Origin of the sequence: Flavobacterium segetis, assembly GCF_900129575.1 — a bacterium.
GTDB classification, from domain to species: Bacteria; Bacteroidota; Bacteroidia; order Flavobacteriales; family Flavobacteriaceae; genus Flavobacterium; species Flavobacterium segetis.
Window position 1 is genome coordinate 1 of the sequence record NZ_FQWE01000024.1, and the last position, 1,652, is coordinate 1,652.

1 protein-coding gene is annotated in these 1,652 nt (G+C 38.6%); it reads left to right on the forward strand.

The window, feature by feature from the left end; genetic code table 11:
• Nucleotides 1-1,652: hypothetical protein (locus BUA99_RS15175; RefSeq protein WP_159430958.1), on the forward strand; the 1,652-nt coding region annotated here is incomplete at both ends.

A 1,652-nucleotide genomic window follows, 5' to 3' on the forward strand; every position in this document is an offset into this window, starting at 1 on the left:
AATACTTGTGCTTGGGATAACACAGGAGTTCAAGCAGTGAAACCTGAAAAAGTGAATTGTTGGGATAACTTCGTATTCAACACGAATACTTGTGCTTGGGATAATACTGGCGTTCAAGCTGCAAAACCTGAAAAAGTGAACTGTTGGGATAACTTCGTATTCAACACGAATACTTGTGCTTGGGATAATATTGGCGTTCAAGCAACTCAACCAGAAAAAGTGAATTGTTGGGATACTTTTGTATTCAACACGAATACTTGTACTTGGGATAACACAGGAGTTCAAGCAGTGAAACCTGAAAAAGTGAATTGTTGGGATAACTTCGTATTCAACACGAATACTTGTGCTTGGGATAATACGGGAGTTCAGGCAGTGAAACCAGAAAAAGTAAACTGTTGGGATACTTTTGTATTCAATACTTCTTCTTGTGCTTGGGATAACACAGGAGTTCAAGCAGTGAAACCAGAAAAAGTGGACTGTTGGGATACTTTTGTTTTCAATTCAAATACTTGTGCTTGGGATAACACAGGAGTTCAAGCAGTGAAACCTGAAAAAGTGAACTGTTGGGATAACTTCGTATTCAATTCGAGTACTTGTGCTTGGAACAATACTGGCGTTCAAGCTGCAAAACCTGAAAAAGTGAATTGTTGGGATAACTTCGTATTCAACACGAATACTTGTGCTTGGAACAATACTGGCGTTCAAGCTGCAAAACCTGAAAAAGTGAATTGTTGGGATAACTTCGTATTCAACACGAATACTTGTGCTTGGGATAATACAGGAGTTCAAGCAACTCAACCAGAAAAAGTGAACTGTTGGGATAACTTCGTATTCAACACGAATACTTGTGCTTGGGATAACACAGGAGTTCAAACAGTGAAACCTGAAAAAGTGAATTGTTGGGATAACTTCGTATTCAACACGAATACTTGTGCTTGGGATAATACGGGAGTTCAGGCAGTGAAACCAGAAAAAGTAAACTGTTGGGATAATTTTGTCTTCAATTCAAATACTTGTGCTTGGGTAAATACTGGCGTTCAAGCAGCTCAACCAAGTAAAGTAAACTGTTGGGATAACTTTGTATTCAACACAAATACTTGTGCTTGGGATAATACAGGAGTTCAAGCAGTGAAACCTGAAAAAGTGAATTGTTGGGATAATTTTGTTTTCAATAGGAATACTTGTGCTTGGGACAATATGGGAGTTCAAGCTTCAAAACCAGCAAAAGTAAACTGTTGGGATACTTTTGTATTCAACACGAATACTTGTGCTTGGGATAACACAGGAGTTCAAGCAGTGAAACCTGAAAAAGTGGACTGTTGGGATACTTTTGTTTTCAATAGGAATACTTGTGCTTGGGACAACACAGGAGTTCAAGCAGTGAAACCTGAAAAAGTGAACTGTTGGGATAACTTCGTATTCAACACGAATACTTGTGCTTGGGATAATATTGGCGTTCAAGCAACTCAACCAGAAAAAGTGAATTGTTGGGATACTTTTGTATTCAACACGAATACTTGTACTTGGGATAACACAGGAGTTCAGGCAGTGAAACCTGAAAAAGTGAACTGTTGGGATAACTTCGTATTCAACACAAATACTTGTGCTTGGGATAACACAGGAGTTCAAGCAGTGAAACCTGAAAAAGTGAA